Origin of the sequence: Streptomyces sp. CBMA156 (assembly GCF_014596515.1) — a bacterium.
Lineage (GTDB): Bacteria > Actinomycetota > Actinomycetes > Streptomycetales > Streptomycetaceae > Kitasatospora.
On sequence record NZ_MSJQ01000103.1, the window covers coordinates 1 to 16,024 of the forward strand.

General features: G+C 73.6%; 11 protein-coding genes and 1 pseudogene. 5 read left to right on the forward strand and 7 right to left on the reverse strand.

The features are described 5' to 3' along the window. The 3 genes from BU198_RS08835 to BU198_RS08845 form a co-directional block, all read right to left on the reverse strand. A partial coding sequence (locus BU198_RS08835) for a biotin carboxylase N-terminal domain-containing protein (protein WP_317620032.1) occupies positions 1-451 on the reverse strand: 451 nt, incomplete at its 3' end. Between the two features lie 13 nt (positions 452-464). Continuing rightward, entirely contained in the window at positions 465-2,063 is a 1,599-nt protein-coding gene (locus BU198_RS08840; RefSeq protein WP_188296295.1) for an acyl-CoA carboxylase subunit beta, read from the reverse strand. Beyond that, positions 2,060-3,697 (reverse strand): acyclic terpene utilization AtuA family protein, encoded by a 1,638-nt coding sequence (locus BU198_RS08845; RefSeq protein ID WP_411293163.1) that lies wholly within the window; start codon positions 3,695-3,697, stop codon positions 2,060-2,062. The genes BU198_RS08840 and BU198_RS08845 overlap by 4 nt, the downstream gene beginning before the upstream one ends. 460 nt (positions 3,698-4,157) lie before the next feature. Between BU198_RS08845 and BU198_RS08850 the strand changes: the two genes are divergently transcribed. Together BU198_RS08850 and BU198_RS08855 are read left to right on the forward strand one after the other, a co-directional pair. After that, the gene (locus BU198_RS08850) at positions 4,158-5,903 is read left to right on the forward strand and encodes an ABC transporter ATP-binding protein (RefSeq protein WP_188296296.1); all 1,746 of its coding nucleotides are present in this window, start codon (positions 4,158-4,160) and stop codon (positions 5,901-5,903) included. Further along, positions 5,900-7,654 carry an ABC transporter ATP-binding protein gene (locus tag BU198_RS08855; protein ID WP_188296297.1) on the forward strand — a complete coding sequence of 585 codons (1,755 nt, stop codon included), beginning with the start codon at positions 5,900-5,902 and terminating at the stop codon, positions 7,652-7,654. The genes BU198_RS08850 and BU198_RS08855 overlap by 4 nt, the downstream gene beginning before the upstream one ends. A 61-nt stretch (positions 7,655-7,715) precedes the next feature. On the opposite strand, the gene BU198_RS43290 is transcribed toward BU198_RS08855, so the two are convergent. After that, positions 7,716-7,847, reverse strand: a complete 132-nt coding sequence (locus tag BU198_RS43290; RefSeq protein WP_262987015.1) for a hypothetical protein — start codon at positions 7,845-7,847, stop codon at positions 7,716-7,718. A 224-nt stretch (positions 7,848-8,071) separates the two neighbouring features. Here BU198_RS43290 and BU198_RS08860 point away from each other — a divergent pair, with 224 nt between their 5' ends. The 3 genes from BU198_RS08860 to BU198_RS08870 all read left to right on the forward strand — a co-directional run bounded on the left by BU198_RS08860 (position 8,072) and on the right by BU198_RS08870 (position 12,384). Next, positions 8,072-9,310, forward strand: a complete 1,239-nt coding sequence (locus BU198_RS08860) for a C40 family peptidase (protein WP_188296298.1) — start codon at positions 8,072-8,074, stop codon at positions 9,308-9,310. A gap of 90 nt (positions 9,311-9,400) precedes the next feature. Further along, the gene (locus BU198_RS08865; protein ID WP_188296299.1) at positions 9,401-9,814 is read left to right on the forward strand and encodes a VOC family protein; all 414 of its coding nucleotides are present in this window, start codon (positions 9,401-9,403) and stop codon (positions 9,812-9,814) included. A gap of 179 nt (positions 9,815-9,993) precedes the next feature. After that, positions 9,994-12,384 carry an ATP-binding cassette domain-containing protein gene (locus BU198_RS08870; protein WP_188296300.1) on the forward strand — a complete coding sequence of 797 codons (2,391 nt, stop codon included), beginning with the start codon at positions 9,994-9,996 and terminating at the stop codon, positions 12,382-12,384. A gap of 40 nt (positions 12,385-12,424) precedes the next feature. On the opposite strand, the gene BU198_RS08875 is transcribed toward BU198_RS08870, so the two are convergent. From BU198_RS08875 to BU198_RS08885, 3 genes and pseudogenes are all read right to left on the reverse strand, one after another. Next, positions 12,425-12,934, reverse strand: a complete 510-nt coding sequence (locus BU198_RS08875; RefSeq protein ID WP_188296301.1) for a GNAT family N-acetyltransferase — start codon at positions 12,932-12,934, stop codon at positions 12,425-12,427. Between the two features lie 81 nt (positions 12,935-13,015). Next, the gene (locus BU198_RS08880; protein ID WP_317620033.1) at positions 13,016-14,881 is read right to left on the reverse strand and encodes an endonuclease/exonuclease/phosphatase family protein; all 1,866 of its coding nucleotides are present in this window, start codon (positions 14,879-14,881) and stop codon (positions 13,016-13,018) included. Positions 14,882-15,105: 224 nt separating this feature from the next. Further along, a pseudogene (locus tag BU198_RS08885) lies at positions 15,106-15,819 on the reverse strand (Gfo/Idh/MocA family protein); the annotation flags it as partial. Positions 15,820-16,024 lie beyond the last annotated feature (205 nt).

Here is a 16,024-nt window from a genome sequence, read left to right on the forward strand (position 1 = left end):
CGAGCAGCGGCAGGTCGGCCTCGGTGGGCTCGGTGAGGGCGCCCAGCACCGGCACCCCGGCCTCGGCCATCAGCCGCTTGGCGGCGGTCTTGGAGCCCATCGCGGCGATCGCGGCGGGTGGCGGGCCGACCCAGACCAGGCCCGCGTCCAGGACGGCCCGCGCGAACCCGGCGTCCTCGGAGAGGAAGCCGTAGCCGGGGTGGACGGCGTCGGCCCCGGCGGCGAGGGCGGCCCGGACGATCAGGTCGGCGCGCAGGTAGGTGTCGGCGGGAGCGGCGCCGGGCAGCCGGACGGCGGCGTCGGCCTCGCGCACGTGCGGGGCGGCCGCGTCCGGGTCGGAGTGGACGGCGGTGGTCGCGATGCCGAGCTCCCGGCAGGTGCGGAAGACCCGGCGGGCGATCTCGCCCCGGTTTGCGACCAGCAGGTTGGTGATCGGAGTCCTGGAAGTCATCGTCGGGGTTCCCTCACAGTCGGAAGACGCCGTAGCCGCGCGCGCCCTCGACCGGCGCGTTGTGGACCGCGGACAGGCAGAGGCCGAGCACCGTGCGGGTGTCGCGCGGGTCGATCACGCCGTCGTCGTAGAGCCGGCCGGAGAGGAACACCGGCAGCGACTCGGCCTCGATCTGCTGCTCGACCATCGCGCGGACCGCCGCGTCCGCGTCCTCGTCGTACGGCCGGCCCTTCGCCGCGGCGGACTGCCGGGCGACGATCGACAGCACCCCGGCGAGCTGCTGCGGGCCCATCACCGCGGACTTGGCGCTCGGCCAGGAGAACAGGAAGCGCGGTTCGTACGCCCGGCCGCACATGCCGTAGTGCCCGGCGCCGTAGGAGGCGCCCATCAGCACCGACAGGTGCGGGACGGTGGAGTTGGCGACCGCGTTGATCATCATCGCGCCGTGCTTGATGATGCCGCCCTGCTCGTAGTCCTTGCCGACCATGTAGCCGGTGGTGTTGTGCAGGAAGAGCAGCGGGGTGTTCCGCTGGTTGGCCAGCTGGATGAACTGGGCGGCCTTCTGGGACTCCTGGCTGAACAGCACGCCCTGGGCGTTGGCCAGGATGCCGACCGGGTAGCCGTGGAGGCGGGCCCAGCCGGTGGCCAGGCTGGTGCCGTAGAGCGGCTTGAACTCGTCGAAGTCGGAGCCGTCGACGATCCTGGCGATCACCTCGCGCGGGTCGAAGGGCACCTTGAGGTCGCCGGGGACGATGCCCAGCAGCTCCTCCTCGTCGTACTCCGGCGGCCGGGCCAGCGGGTCAGGGCCGGGGCCGGGCCTGCGGTGGTCGAGCCGGGCGACGATCCGGCGGGCGATCCGCAGCGCGTCCGGCTCGTCCGCCGCGACGTGGTCGGCCAGTCCGGAGACGCGGGCGTGCATCTCGGCGCCGCCGAGCGACTCGTCGTCGGCCTCCTCGCCGGTGGCCATCCTCACCAGCGGCGGGCCGCCGAGGAAGACCTTGGCGCGCTCCTTGACCAGCACGGTGTGGTCGGACATGCCGGGCACGTAGGCGCCGCCGGCGGTGGAGTTGCCGAACACCACGGCCACCGTGGGGATGCCGGCGGCGGACAGCCGGGTGAGGTCGCGGAACAGGGCGCCGCCGGGGATGAAGATCTCCTTCTGGCTGGGCAGGTCGGCGCCGCCGGACTCGACCAGGCTGACCAGCGGAAGGCGGTTCCGCAGCGCGATCTCGTTGGCCCGCAGCGCCTTTCGCAGGGTCCACGGGTTGCTGGCGCCGCCGCGCACCGTCGGGTCGTTGGCGGTGATCACGCACTCGACGCCCTCGACCGTGCCGATGCCGGTGACCAGGGCCGCGCCGACCGGGTACTCGCTCCCCCAGGCGGCCAGCGGCGACAGCTCCAGGAACGGGGAGTCCTGGTCGACCAGCAGCTCGATCCGCTCGCGGGCGGGCAGTTTGCCGCGCTTGCGGTGGCGCTCCAGGTACGTGGGGCCGCCGCCCGCCAGCGCCTTGGCGTGCTCGGTGTCGAGGTCGGCGAGTTTGGCGAGCATCGCGGCCCGGTGCTCGGCGTGCTCCGGCCCGGCCGGGTCGACGCGGCTGGTCAGGACGGTCACAGCAGGACCTCCGGGATGTCGAGGTGGCGGGCCCGCAGCCACTCCCCGAGGGCCTTGGCCTGCGGGTCGAAGCGGTGCCGGGCGGCGACGCCCTCGCCGAGCAGGCCGGTGATGGTGAAGTTGACCGCGCGCAGGTTCGGCAGCAGGTGCCGGGTGACGGGCAACTCGGCTGTCTCGGGCAGCAGTTCGCGCAGCGCCTCGACGGTGAGGGCGTGCGCCAGCCAGCGCCAGCCGTCCTCGGAGCGGGCCCAGAGGCCGAGGTTGGCGTCGCCGCCCTTGTCGCCGCTGCGGGCGCCGGCCACCAGGCCGATCGGGGCCCGGCGGGTGGGGCCGGCCGGCAGCGGGTCGGGCAGTTCGGCGTCCACCGGGTGGGCCTGGGCGGTGACGGGCGGCGGCGGTACGGCGATCCGGCGGCCGTCCGGCAGGACGGCGGTGTGCTCGACGGCCTTGGCGTCGATGTGCGCGGTGCTGAACACCCCGTACGGCGCGCCCGGCCCCGGCGGGGCGGTGAGGTGGAAGCCCGGGTAGCCGGCCAGCCCCAACTCCACGGCCGCCTTGCCGAGTTCGCGCCCGACCCGGGCCGGGTCCGGATCCCGGGCGGCCAGCCGGAGCAGGGCGGAGGCGGCCTCCTCGGTCGGGGCGTCCGGGTGGTCGGTGCGGGCCAGTGTCCAGCGCAGTTCGGCGGGGCGGGAGCCGGGCGGCAGCGCGTCGGCGAACTGCCGCCGCACCAGGGCGGCCTTGGCCTCGATGTCCAGGCCGGTGAGGACGAACACCACCTCGTTGAGGTGGCCGCCGAGCCGGTTGAGGCCCGCCTTCAGGGTGGGCGGCGGGGCCTCGCCGCGCACGCCGTCGATCCGGACCCGGTCCTGGCCCTCCCCGGTGAGCCGCACGGTGTCCAGCCGGGCCGTGACGTCCGGCCCGAGGTAGTGCGATCCGCCGGTCTCGTACAGGAGTTGGGCGGTGACGGTGCCGATGGTGACGGCGCCGCCGGTGCCCGGGTGCTTGGTGATCACGCTGGAGCCGTCGGCGTGCAGTTCGGCGAGCGGGAAGCCCGGCCGGGTCACGTCGTGCTCGCGGAAGAAGGCGTAGTTGCCGCCGGTCGCCTGGGCGCCGCACTCCAGGACGTGCCCGGCCAGCACGGCTCCGGCCAGCGCGTCCAGGTCCTCCGGGGTCCAGCCGAAGCGGGCGATCCCGGGGCCGACGACCAGCGCCGCGTCCGTGACCCGGCCGGTCACCACCACGTCGGCGCCGCCCGCCAGGCAAGCCGCGACGCCGAACCCGCCGAGGTAGGCGTTGGCGGCCAGCAGGCCCTTCGGCAGGCCGAGTTCGGCCCGCCGCGGGAGCAGGTCGTCGCCCTCCACATGGGCGACGGACGCCTCGATGCCGAGCCGCCCGGCCAGGGCGCGCAGCTCCTCGGCGAGCCGGGCCGGGTTGAGGCCGCCCGCGTTGACCACGATCTTCACGTCGCGCTCGCGGGCCAGGCCGAGGCACTCCTCCATCTGCCGCAGGAAGGTCCTGGCGTAGCCGAGCGAGGGGTCCTTGAGGCGGTCGCGGGCGAGGATCAGCATGGTCAGCTCGGCCAGGTAGTCCCCGGTGAGCACGTCCAGCGGTCCGCCGGTGAGCATCTCCCGCATCGCGGCGAAGCGGTCCCCGTAGAACCCCGAGGCGTTGCCGATCCGCAGCACCGCGTCGTCGTGCGCCAATGCGCCTCCCCTGCCGGTGAGTTGGGCGTACCCTCGGACGGGTTGCGCCGGGCAGCAGCGTGGCACCGGCGACAGAAAAAAGCAATCACGCCTGCTTGTTTTCCCCCGGCGACCGCCCGGCCGTGCCTAGGGTGTGTCTTGTGGGTCTTGTCGGATCAGGGCGCGGCGTCGGGGTGCGTGCATCGCAAGGCGGAGGTGGGGGCACCTCCCGGCCGAAGGCTGGGGGCGGAGTCACTGCGGTGGGGGCACCTCCCGGCCGCCAGGCTGGGGGCCATTGGTGACCGACGACAACGCGGCGAGGTGCGTGCCCTGGGGGTACCTCCCGGCCGAAGGCTGGGGGAGCGTCGCGGACCCGGCAAAGATCCGCAAGACACACCCTAGGGTGGCGATCATGACGGACTCGTACGCCGATCCGGGCACTCCGGATCACCGAAGCGCGGCACGCTACCTGTGGTGGCTGACCATGAGTCAGCGCCGGCGGGTCGCGGGCGGTGCGCTGCTCGGCACCCTCTGGATGGTCTGCCTGATGCTGCCGCCGTACCTCATGCAGCGCGCGATCGACGACGGGCTCCAGCCGGGGAGGACCGGCGTCCTGGCCGGCTGGGTGGCCGCGCTGCTCGGCGTCGCGGTGCTCAACGCCTGGCTGGGCATCATGCGCCACCGCACCATGACCCGGGTGCGGATGGACGCCACCTTCCGGACGGTCAGGGTCGTGGTCGCGCACGCCACCCGGCTGGGGGCGGCCCTACCCCGGAAGGTCTCGGTCGGCGAGGTGGTCAGCATCGGGACGGGCGACGTCGCGCAGATCAGCCGGACGCTGACGATCACAGGACCGGGCGTCGGCGCCGTCATCGCCTACCTCGTGGCGGCCGCACTGCTGCTGTCGGTCTCCGTCCTGCTCGCCGTCGTCGTCCTGCTCGGGGTGCCGCTGCTCGCGCTGGTGATCGGGCCGCTGCTGGAGCGGCTCCAGGGCGCGGAGTCGCGGTACCGCGAGCAGCAGGGCGTGCTGACGGCCAGGATCGCGGACATCGTCGGCGGCATGCGCGTCCTCAACGGCATCGGCGGCAAGGAGCTGCTGGCCGGCCGCTACGCCGACGGTTCGCGGAGCCTGCGGGCCGAGGGCTACCGGGTCGGCGCCGTGACCAGCTGGATCCAGGCCCTCTCGGTCGGCCTGCCCGCCCTCTTCCTCGCCCTGGTGACGTGGCTGGCCGCCCGGATGGCCGCCGAGGGCAGCATCACGGTCGGCACGCTGGTCGCCGTCTACGGCTACGCCGCCGTCCTGGTGGTGCCGGTCGCCTCCTTCATCGAGGGCGGGTACGACCTCACCAGGGGCCTGGTGGCCGCCGGGCGGGTCGTCCGGGTGCTCGACCTGGCACCCGCCGTCGAGGACGCCGCGACCGTCCGCCCGGCTCCCGCCGCCCCGGCGGCCCTGCACGACCCCGACAGCGGCGTGGCGGTGGCCCCCGGGCGGCTGACCGCGATCGTCAGCGCCCGCCCGGCCGAGTCCGCCGCCGTGGTCGACCGGCTCGGCCGGTACACCGCGTCCGCCGCCACCTGGGGAGGCGTTCCGCTCGCGGACGTCGCCCTGGCCGAGGTCCGCGGCCGGATCGTGGTGGCGGACAACGACGCCGACCTCTTCTCCGGCCCGCTGCGCACGGTGGTCGGAGGCCGGACCGAGCACACCGACGCGTCCATCGCCCGGGCCGTCCGGGACGCCGCCGCACAGGACGTCGTGCAGGCACTGCCCGACGGTCTCGACACACCCGTCGAGGCCCGCGGCAGCAACCTCTCCGGGGGGCAGCGCCAGCGGCTGCGGCTCGTCCGCGCCCTGCTCGCCGACCCCGAGGTGCTGCTGCTGGTCGAGCCCACCTCCGCCGTCGACGCCCACACCGAGGCCGCCATGGCCGCCGGGCTGCACCGGGCCAGGGCCGGGCGCACCACCGCCCTCACCTCGACCTCCCCCGTCCTGCTGGAGCGGGCCGACACCGTCTGCTACCTCGCCGACGGCCGCCTGGTGGCCGCCGGCCCGCACCGGGCGCTGCTCGCGTCGGAGCCCGGCTACCGCGCGCTGGTGGCACGCGGCGGCGACGGCCCCGCCGCCACCGCGTCCACCCACTCCGAGGAGGCCGCCCGATGACCGCCCCCACCGAGGCCGCCCGCGGACTCCCGGTCGCCGGGGCCGCCGAGGCCCGCCGTGCCGCCGTGCGCCTGGTGCGCGAGGACGGCCGCGCGGTCGTCGCGATGCTGGCCCTCAACGGGCTCGCCGCGGCGGCCGGGCTCGGCGGGCCCTGGCTGCTCGGCAGGATCATCGACGACGTCAGGGCCGGGGCCGGGACAGGCCACGTCGACCGGCTCGCCCTGGGCATCCTCTGCTTCGCCCTGGCGCAGCTGCTGCTGGGCCGCTTCGCCCGGTACGCCGGGTACCGCTTCGGTGAGCGGACGCTGGCCCGGATCCGCGAACGGTTCGTCGAGCGGGCCCTCGCCCTGCCCGCCTCGGTGGTCGAGCGCGCGGGCACCGGCGACCTGATGACCCGTGGCACCGCCGACGTCGCCACCGTCGGCACCACCCTGCGCGACGCCGCGCCCGAGGTCTCCGTCGCCCTCGTCCAGGTCGTCCTCATCATGGCCGCCATGCTCGCGGTCGACCTGCCGCTGGGCGTCTGCGGGGTGCTCTGCCTGTCCGGGATCTGGTTCGCCACCCGCTGGTACCTGCGCCGCGCCCACGCCGGCTACCTCGCCGAGGGCGCCGCCGACTCCGCGCTCGCCGAGGTGCTCGGCTCCACCGCCGCCGGGGCCAGGACGGTCGAGGCGCTGGGCCTGGAGGAGCGCCGGATCGCCGCCGCCGCCGAGGCGATCGAGAACTGCCGGGCCACCCGCACCCACACGCTCAACCTGCGCAGCGTGCTCTTCCCGGTGGTCGAGTTCTCGTACGTCGCCCCGGTCGCGGGCATCCTGCTGATCGGCGGCGCCCTGCGCGGCACCGGCGCGGTCGGCATCGGCGCGGTCGTCTCCTGCGCCCTCTACGTCTGGCAGCTCGCCGAGCCGATGGACAAGGCCCTGCTCTGGCTCGACCAGCTCCAGCGCAGCAACGCCTCCTTCGCCAGGGTCGAGGGCGTCGGCCGGATCGACGCGCCGGTCGTGACCGGTGGCGCGCGGCCCGCCGACGACCGGATCGACGTGGTCGGCGTCCGGTACGCCTACCAGGGGGAGCGGGACGTCCTGCACGGCGTCGACCTGACGGTCCGCCCAGGCGAGCGACTGGCCGTGGTCGGCCCCTCCGGTGCCGGAAAGTCCACCCTGGGCAGGCTGCTGGCCGGAGCCGAGGTGCCGCGCACCGGCCGGGTGACGGTCGGGCGGGTCCCCGTCGCCGAGCTGGACCCGGCACAGCTGCGCCGCCACGTCGTCCTGGTCTCCCAGGAGCACCACGTCTTCCTCGGCACCGTCCGGGACAACCTCGGGATCGCCGCGCCCACCGCCGGCGACCGGGAGCTGCGCGCGGCGCTGGCCGCCGTCGGCGGCGACTGGGTGGACGAGCTGCCGGACGGGCTGGACACCGCACTCGGCGCCGGCGGGCACCGCCCGGACGCCCAGCAGGCCCAGCAACTCGCCCTGGCCCGCGTGGTCCTGGCCGATCCGCACACGGTGATCCTGGACGAGGCGACCTCGCTGCTCGACCCGGCCACGGCCCGGCACACCGAGCGCTCCCTGGCGGCCGTGCTCAGGGGCCGCACCGTGATCGCCATCGCCCACCGCCTGCACACCGCGCACGACGCGGACCGGGTCGCGGTGATGGACGGCGGCCGGGTGACCGAACTGGGCAGCCACGACGAGCTGTTGGCGGCCGACGGCGGCTACGCGGCGCTGTGGAGGTCCTGGCACGGCGGCTGAGGGCGCGGCCCGGCGTGTCCGGTTGCCGCACGCCGCACGCCACCCGGCCCCGCGGGTCCGGTCACACCGGGCCGGCCGGCGTCTCGATCGGGTCCGCGGCCGGCTCCGGGATCCGCCGCGCCCACGCCCAGCCCGGCCGCTCGCGCTCCAGACAGGACTCGACCAGCTCGACCGCTCGCTCCCGGGAGATCACGCCGCCCATTCTTCACCCAGGGTCAACCGGATTCCGGCCCGCCCGTGCTCGGTCCGCCGGTGTGGGCCCGCGCGTGTCGGCGGCCGTTCACCCCCGGGCGGGACGCCGTACAGATGCCGGTCGCCACATCCCTGACCTGCGAAGAAACAGGTGTTCGGAGCACAGGAAGTGTGTGCACGACAACCATTGACCCGGAGTCAGGGATTCCGAAAGGATGCGCGACCATGACTACTACGCGCGTAAACCTTCTGTCGAGACGGTTGATCGCCCCGCTGCGCTGGGCGGCCCTGCTGTCGCTGCTGGTCTCGGTCGGAGTGTTCTTCGCCGGCGCCGGCGAGGCCCAGGCAGCGCCCTCCTGCGCGGTGCTCTCCACCGGTGCCGCGCCGCAGGCGAGCGCCGCCGTCCGCTCCGCCTGCGGGCTGATCGGCACCCCGTACTCGTGGGGCGGCGGCCACGGCGGGCAGCCCGGCCCGACGTACGGCCTCTGCGACCCCGCCAACGGCGCGCCCGACGACTGCCACGTCCGCGGCCTGGACTGCTCCGGCCTGGTCCGCTACGCCTACGACCTGGCCGTCGGCGAGGACGTCATCAACGGCACCACCCGGACCCAGTGGCCGACCTCCCGGGCGGTCGCCCGCTACTACCGGGCGGACGGCACCGCACCGCTGCTCCCCGGCGACCTGGTGTACTTCGGCAACACCGCCTCCACCATCCACCACGTCGCGATGTACCTCGGGCAGGGCTGGATCGTCGAGGCCCCGTACTCCGGCGGCTACGTCCAGGTGGCGGCGCTCTCCTCGCACGGCGACTACTACGGCGCCATCCGGCTGTACGGCCCCGGCAACTCCAACCCGACGCCGCCCACGCCCCCGACCACGCCCCCGTCGGGCGACGGCAGGTACTGGGTGGACACCTACGCCAACGCGCCGGTGTACGGCTCCCCGACCTCCACCACCGGCACCGGGACGCTGTACCAGGGGACGAACTACGTCTACTGCAAGGCCTGGGGCCGCGAGGCGTCGAACGGCAGCGGCTACAACCACTGGTGGCTGAAGACCGACCCCGACGCGGGCCCCGGCGGCCAGTGGGTCTCCGCCCTCTACCTCTCCCGCTGGGGCAACGACACCGCCAAGGACAACAACGGCACCACCATCCCGAACTGCCCGGGCGGCGGCACTCCGCCCGCCACCGGCAGGTTCTGGGTCGACACCTACGCCAACGCGAACGTCTACCCCTCGCCGACCTCCACCTCCGCCAGCGGGACGCTGTACCAGGGGACGAACTACGTCTACTGCAAGGCCTGGGGCCGCGAGATGTCGAACGGCAGCGGCTACAACCACTGGTGGCTGAAGACCGACCCCGACGCGGGCCCCGGCGGCCAGTGGGTCTCCGCCCTCTACCTCTCCCGCTGGGGCAACGACACCGCCAAGGACAACAACGGCACCACCATCCCGAACTGCTAGCCCCTCCCCGCATGCCGCACCGGGCCGGTCGCGCGGACCGATCAGGATTCGAGAAGCGCCCGGCCCGGGTGCGCGCCTAGCGTTGCAGCCATGAACGAGATCACCATTCACTGGACCTTCCTCCCGCACACCGACCCCGAGGCCTCCCTCGCCTTCTACCGCGACCTGCTCGGCTTCGAGGTGCGCAGCGACGTCGGCGGCGGCCCGATGCGCTGGATCACCGTCGGCCCCGCCGGCCAGCCCGACGTCTCCCTGGTGCTGGAGCCGGCCTCCGCCGACCCGGGCCGCACCGCGGAGGAGCAGCGGACCATCACCGAGATGATGGCCAAGGGCACCTACGCCCGGCTCGTCCTGGGCACCCCCGACCTGGACGGCGTCCACGACCGGCTGAAGTCCGGCGGCGCCGAGCTGGTCCAGGAGCCGACCCAGCAGCCGTACGGCGTCCGGGACTGCGCGTTCCGCGACCCGGCGGGCAACATGGTCCGCTTCAACGAGGTGCGCTGACCCTCGCCGGTACCGGGGTCCGCCCCGCCCGCCACCGGACGTGCGCGAACCCGTTCGATCCCGGCCCGAGATGGTTGGATCGAGGGGTTCGAGCACACCGACGGCGGCCGGACGGGGCGGGCCCACCGGTCCACCACCTGTCCCAGAGAACCGCCGAGAGCCAGGGAGCGAAGAGAACGATGCCCAAGCGGACGGACGCGCAGCCGCACGTCGCCGACAGCCACGACCTGATCCGCGTGCACGGCGCCCGCGAGAACAACCTCAAGGACGTCAGCGTCGACCTCCCCAAGCGCCGGCTGACGGTGTTCACCGGGGTGTCCGGCTCGGGCAAGAGCTCCCTGGTCTTCGACACCGTCGCCGCCGAGTCCCAGCGGCTGATCAACGAGACCTACAGCGCCTTCGTCCAGGGCTTCATGCCCACCCTGGCCCGCCCCGAGGTGGACGTCCTCGAAGGCCTCACCACCGCGATCATCGTCGACCAGCAGCGGATGGGCGCCGACCCGCGCTCCACCGTCGGCACCGCCACCGACGCCAACGCGATGCTGCGCATCCTGTTCAGCCGCCTCGGCACCCCGCACATCGGCTCCCCCAAGGCGTTCTCCTTCAACGTCCCGTCGATCAGCGGCGCCGGCGCCGTCACCGTCGAGCGCGGCGGCAAGACGGTCAAGGAGCGGCGCAGCTTCAGCATCACCGGCGGGATGTGCCCGCGCTGCGAGGGCCGGGGCAGCGTCTCCGACATCGACCTCACCCAGCTCTTCGACGACAGCAAGTCGATCTCCGAGGGCGCGATCACCATCCCCGGCTGGAAGACCGACAGCTGGTGGACGGTCGGCGTGTACGCCAACTCCGGCTTCCTCGACCCGGACAAGCCGATCCGCAGGTACACGAAGAAGGAGATGCAGGACTTCCTGTACCGGGAGCCGACCAAGGTCAAGGTCAACGGCGTCAACCTCACCTACGAGGGCCTGATCCCCAAGATCCAGAAGTCCATGCTGGCCAAGGACAAGGACGCGCTCCAGCCGCACATCCGGGCCTTCGTGGAGCGCGCCGTCACCTTCACCGCCTGCCCCGACTGCGGCGGCACCCGGCTCAGCGAGGCCGCCCGCTCGTCCAGGATCGCGGGCGTCAGCATCGCCGACGCCTGCGCGATGCAGATCAGCGACCTCGCCGCCTGGGCCGCCGGCCTCGACGAGCCCTCGGTGGCACCGCTGCTCGGCACGCTCCGCCAGGCCCTCGACTCCTTCGTGGAGATCGGCCTCGGCTACCTCTCGCTCGACCGCCCCTCCGGCACCCTCTCCGGCGGCGAGGCGCAGCGGGTCAAGATGATCCGCCACCTCGGCTCCTCGCTCACCGACACCACGTACGTCTTCGACGAGCCCACCACCGGCCTGCACCCGCACGACATCGAGCGGATGAACCGGCTGCTGCTGCGCCTGCGGGACAAGGGCAACACGGTGCTGGTGGTGGAGCACAAGCCGCAGACCATCGCGATCGCCGACCACGTGGTGGACCTCGGCCCCGGGGCCGGCGCGGCGGGCGGCACGGTCTGCTACCAGGGCGACGTCGAGGGGCTGCGCACCAGCGGGACGGTGACCGGCCGCCACCTGTCCGACCGGACGGCGCTGCGCCCGACGGTGCGCGAGCCCACCGGCACGTTGGAGATCCGCGGCGCGAGCACCCACAACCTGCGGGACGTGGACGTGGACGTCCCGCTCGGGGTGCTCACCGTGGTGACCGGGGTGGCGGGCTCCGGGAAGAGCTCGCTGATCCACGGGTCGCTGTGCCGACCGTCGGGGGCCGGGAACGAGGGCGTGGTCTCCGTCGACCAGGGCGCGATCAAGGGCTCCCGGCGCAGCAACCCGGCCACCTACACCGGGCTGCTCGACCCGATCCGCAAGGCCTTCGCCAAGGCCAACGACGTGAAGCCGGCCCTGTTCAGCGCGAACTCCGAGGGCGCCTGCCCGACCTGCAACGGCGCCGGGGTGGTCTTCACCGACCTGGCGATGATGGCCGGGGTGGCCACCACCTGCGAGGACTGCGAGGGCAAGCGGTACCAGCCGGCGGTGCTGGAGTACCACCTGGGCGGGCGGGACATCGCCGAGGTGCTGGCGATGTCGGTGACCGAGGCGGAGGAGTTCTTCGGCTCGGGCGAGGCGAAGCTCCCGGCCGCGCACCGCGTCCTGGAGCGGCTCGCGGACGTCGGGCTCGGCTACCTCAGCCTCGGCCAGCCGCTCACCACGCTCTCCGGCGGCGAGCGGCAGCGGCTCAAGCTGGCCACCCACATGGCGGACAAGGGCGGTGTCTACGTCCTGGACGAGCCGACCACGGGGCTGCACCTGGCCGACGTCGAGCAGCTGCTCGGGCTGCTGGACCGGCTGGTCGAGTCCGGGAAGTCGGTGATCGTGATCGAGCACCACCCGGCGGTGATGGCGCACGCCGACTGGATCATCGACCTGGGCCCCGGCGCCGGGCACGACGGCGGGCTGGTGGTCTTCGAGGGCACCCCGGCCGAGCTGGTCGCCGCGCGGTCCACGCTGACCGGCGAGGCGCTGGCCCGGTACGTGGGCTGAAGCCGTACGCGTTCTCAAGCCGTACGCCGTGTTCTGAAGGTCAGTCCAGCGGGAGGGCCATCTCCAGGATGCGCGCCGAGGCGTCCAGCACGTACGGCGTCGCCTCCCCGGTGTACGCGAACCCGCGCCGCAGGTAGAAGGCGGCGGCGCGGGGGTTCGCCTCGTGCACCCCGAGCAGCAGCCGCCCGGCGCCCCGGACCCGCGCCCAGGCGAGCACCGCGTCCAGCAGGGCGTCGGCGACGCCGCGCTCGCGGCCGCGGTGCGCCGGGTCCACCCAGACGCCGATGACGTCCAGCGCGGAGGCCTGGGCCCGGTTCGGGGCGGACAGCATGGTGGCGACCCACTCCCCCGCGGTGTCCACCGCGACCAGGCCGAGCCGGTCGGGCTCGTTGACCCAGTCGCACCGGGCCCGCCACTCGCCCTCGCCGTGGCGGGTCGCGGTCTCGTGGGTCTCGCCGAACGCCAGCGGTGTGTCGAGGAGTTGGGCCAGCCGCACCTTCCGCAGCCGTTGCCAGTCGGCGCGCCCGATCCGCTCGATCCTGCACTCCATCGCTTCGACTCCCCCGTCACACGGCACTGCCTCCGCCGCCGGTGATCACCGGCGGCGGAGGCAGGATAGCCGGGGCGCCGGTCACGGCTTGATGCGGACCACCTGCGGGTCGTGGTCGCTGGCCTGCTGGGCGAACTCGGCGTTGATGTGCACCACGTCGTACTTGGCGTAGCCGACCTCGGGGCTGACCAGGATGTGGTCCAGCACCTGCGAGTTGCCCTGGTAGACGTAGGAGTACTGCTCGGTCTCCGGCAGCTCGTTCACCAGGTCGCGCAGCACGCCGTCCTTGGTGAGCGCGGCCAGCGCGGGCGAGAACTGGTAGTCGTTGAAGTCGCCGAGGGAGACGACCTTTGCCTCCCTGTCGGCGGCCAGCAGCTTGGCGACGAAGGCCTGCTCGATGGTGGCCTGCTTGATCCGCTGCACCTCGGAGCCGCGGGTCGGCTGCTGGAAGCGGCTGTCGATGCCCTGGTCGCCACCCTTGCTGTTGAAGTGGTTGGCGATCACGAAGACCTTCTTGCCCCGGAAGGAGAACTGGCCGACCAGCGGCTTGCGGCTGGTGGTCCAGGCTTCGTCGTTCGGCTCGATCCGGCCGGGCGAGGCGGTCAGCGCGGTGTTCGCGCCGGTGCCGGTCACGCCGACGGCGGTGGTGGCGTCGCCGCCGGGGATGTCGGTGAAGGACACCCGCTGGGGGTTGAACAGGAAGACCTGGCGGATGTTGCCGCCGGGCTCGCCGCCGTCCTTGCCGTCCTGCGGGTCGACCGAGCGCCAGTCGTAGGCCGGGCCGCCGGCCGCCTTGATGGCGGCGACGAACTTGGCGACGGTCCGGCTCGCGTCCACCGTGCCGTCGTTCGTGGCCCCGTTGTCGTCCTGGATCTCCTCCAGGGCGACGATGTCGGGCGAGCGCAGGTTGGTGACGACGCCCTGGGCCAGCTCGGCGAACTTGGCGTCCGGGTTGCCGGGGGCCAGGTTCTCCACGTTGTAGGTGGCGAGGGTGAGTTCGCGGTCGGCCGGCTGGGCGGTGACCTCGCGCTGGAGGTGGTTGTCCTTCAGGGCGCCCATGGTGCCGGCGACCAGGGTGTAGCCGCCGAAGTTGTTGTAGTCCAGCGGGCCGGCGGTGGTGCCGGTCAGCTCGTCGCCGACGTTGGCCACCGGGAACGGCTGCTGGCCGACCGGGGCCTGCTGCTGGATCATCAGGCGGCCGACGTTGGGCTCGCGGTAGGACTCGTACAGCACGCCGCCGCGCTTGCTGCGCTGGTCCTGCTTGTCGGCGGCGACCCACAGCTCGTTGTACTTGTCGGTCGCCTGGATCACCCGGACGTCCTTGACCTGGACGAGCATGCCCTCCAGGGACTCGTAGAAGTCCAGGGCGTACTTCTCCGGGTTGAGCGCCACGGCGTCGATGGAGCCGTCCGCGGCGGCCGGCGGGGCGTAGGTGCCGGGGATGTTGCGGGTGTCCACGGTGACCGGGGCGGGCAGCGGGTTGCCGGCCGACAGCACCGTGATGCCGGGGGCGGTGATCTCGGTGAGGGACTGCGAGCCGCCGCCGAAGTTCGGGTAGTACTCGGTGACCTTGCCGCTCACCAGCACCGAGTCGCCGACCTTCACGGTCGGGTTGCCGCCGGTGAAGACGAAGACGCCCTCGCTGGTGGCCGGGTCGGCGTCCGGGTTCGGGTCCTGGATCCAGAAGCCCTTGGAGCTGCCGTAGGCGCGCAGGCCGGTGACGATGCCGGGCACGCCGGTGACGGGCTTGCCGGCCTGCGGGGATATCCGGGTGCCGCCCTGGACGTCGTGGATGCGCAGCGGGCCGGCCTCGGTCGGGGCGGGGGTGGCCGCGGCGGCGTTCGCCACCGGCAGCGGGACGAGCACCAGCGAGGCGGCCAGCGAAGCCGGGATCAGGGCGGCGCGCAGCAGGGCTCTGCGGGGGCGGGGAGCGGAGGCGGTGGTCACCGGGGCAGGACTCCTAGCTCCGTCGTGCGGCACTGGTGGCGCGCGACGGTCCGGGCGGAGGCGCGAACGAGCGCGCGCTACTCGCGGAGAGGGAAAGCGGAGGACGGACACCCGCCCCCCGCGGCGCCCCTCAAGATACGCGCGTAGAAAATGCCCCGACAAGACCTTGCCGGTGAACTGTCGGTTCCTCGCAGGTGACGTGACCTCCGGTCAGGCCGGGCCGCTCACAGCCCGCTCCCAGCGGACTCCCAGGAAGCCTCGATCCGCTCGACGACCAGCTCGCACAGCTCGTGGGTGCGCAGCGCGTCGTGGGCGTCCAGGGTCCGCCCGGCGCGGACGGCGGCCAGGAAGGCGAGCACGCACTGCTCGATGCCGCGCTGCCGGGCCACCGGCACCCAGTCCCCGCGGCGGCGGACGGTCGGCTGGCCGCGGTGGTCGATCACCTCGGCGAGGTTGTGCACCTCGCGCTTGGAGTCGCCGCCGGAGACCTCCAGCACCTCCTCGGTGGAGCCGGAGACCCGGTTCATGATGCCGAGCGCGGTGAACCCCTCCCCGCCGAGGGTCAGCACCACGTGCTCGACCAGCCCGTCGCGGCTGCGGGAGCGGACGTCCACGTGCTCGATCTCGCCGGGGGCCAGGAAGCGCAGCACGTCCACGACGTGGATGAAGTCGTCGTACACCAGGGTGCGGGCGGTCTCGGCCAGGCCCTCGCGGTTCTTCTGCAGCACGATCAGGTCGCGCGGGCGCTCCCTGGCCTGGGCGTAGCCGGGCGCGTGGCGGCGGTTGAAGCCGACCATCAGCGAGCGGCCGGTGCGGTCGGCCAGGTCGACCAGCCGGCGGGCGCCGTCCAGGGTGTAGTCGAGCGGCTTGTCCACGTAGACGTCCACGCCCGCGGTGAGCAGCTGCTCGACGATCGGGACGTGCTGGTCGGTGGCGGCGGGGGCTAGGGGGGGGGGGTGGGTGGGGGGGGGGGGTGGGGGGGGGGTGGGGGGGGGGGGTGGGGGGGGGGGGTGGGGGGGGTGGGTCGGTGGGGCGGTGGTGCGGGTGTTTTCGCCTGTGGTGTCGTTGTTTTCGGGGGTGTGGCCGGTGGCGGACCGGGATGGTATTACGATCCCGGTGGGGGTTGTGTTCCTGCCTGTTCTT

What these genes read in the sequence shown, in the direction of transcription:
- BU198_RS08850 (WP_188296296.1), top strand. Translation starts at nt 4,158, where the DNA reads ATGACGGACTCGTACGCCGATCCGGGCACTCCGGATCACCGAAGCGCG.
- BU198_RS08860 (WP_188296298.1), top strand. Translation starts at nt 8,072, where the DNA reads ATGACTACTACGCGCGTAAACCTTCTGTCGAGACGGTTGATCGCCCCG.
- BU198_RS08855 (WP_188296297.1), top strand. Translation starts at nt 5,900, where the DNA reads ATGACCGCCCCCACCGAGGCCGCCCGCGGACTCCCGGTCGCCGGGGCC.
- BU198_RS08870 (WP_188296300.1), top strand. Translation starts at nt 9,994, where the DNA reads ATGCCCAAGCGGACGGACGCGCAGCCGCACGTCGCCGACAGCCACGAC.
- BU198_RS08865 (WP_188296299.1), top strand. Translation starts at nt 9,401, where the DNA reads ATGAACGAGATCACCATTCACTGGACCTTCCTCCCGCACACCGACCCC.
- BU198_RS08845 (WP_411293163.1), bottom strand. Translation starts at nt 3,697, where the DNA reads ATGCGGGAGATGCTCACCGGCGGACCGCTGGACGTGCTCACCGGGGAC.
- BU198_RS08875 (WP_188296301.1), bottom strand. Translation starts at nt 12,934, where the DNA reads ATGGAGTGCAGGATCGAGCGGATCGGGCGCGCCGACTGGCAACGGCTG.